This window comes from Mycobacterium sp. E3251 (assembly GCF_001666835.1).
Lineage (GTDB): Bacteria > Actinomycetota > Actinomycetes > Mycobacteriales > Mycobacteriaceae > Mycobacterium.
This window is the reverse complement of sequence record NZ_LZJF01000133.1, coordinates 1-633: the sequence shown is the minus strand read 5'-3', so window position 1 is coordinate 633 and position 633 is coordinate 1. Positions and strand designations below refer to the sequence as shown.

Below are 633 nucleotides of genomic sequence, written 5' to 3'. Positions count from 1 at the left end.
CGGGGCGCCCGGGCCGACGGAGTGAGCCCGCCGACCGCCGCGGTTCTGGTGCGCCGCAACGCCGACGCCGCCCCCATCGCCGACGCCCTGCGCGCCCGCGGAGTCCCGGTCGAGGTCATCGGATTGGCGGGGCTGCTGTCCATCCCCGAGGTCGCCGACGTTGTGGCCATGCTGCGGCTCGTCGCCGACCCGACGGCCGGCGCGGCGGCGATGCGGGTACTCACGGGTCCGCGCTGGCGCCTCGGTGGTCGGGACATCGCCGCGCTCTGGCGGCGCGCCCGAAAGCTCGGCGAAGGGCTGGGCGCGGGCGGTTCATCCGCGCCGGAGGCGATCGCGATGTCCGCCGGCCCGGACGCCGACACGGCGTGCCTGGCCGACGCCATCGCCGATCCCGGCCCGCCCGAAGGGTATTCGGCCGCGGGGTATCAGCGTCTCACGGCGCTGGCCGGCGAACTGCGCGCCCTGCGCGGCCATCTGGACCATTCGCTGCCGGACCTGGTCGCCGAGGTGCGCCGCGTGCTGGGTGTCGACTGCGAGGTCCGCGCCACGGCGGGGGCGGACAGAGGCTGGGCCGGCACCGAACACCTCGACGCGTTCGCCGACGTCGTCGCGGGATACGCCGAACGAGCCGAC

Annotated in this window: 1 protein-coding gene; it reads left to right on the top strand. The window is 76.5% G+C overall.

The annotated features are described in order from the left end of the window. Positions 1–633, top strand: a 633-nt coding sequence (locus A5697_RS16160; protein WP_197501027.1) for an ATP-dependent helicase, incomplete at both ends; no start/stop codon positions are given.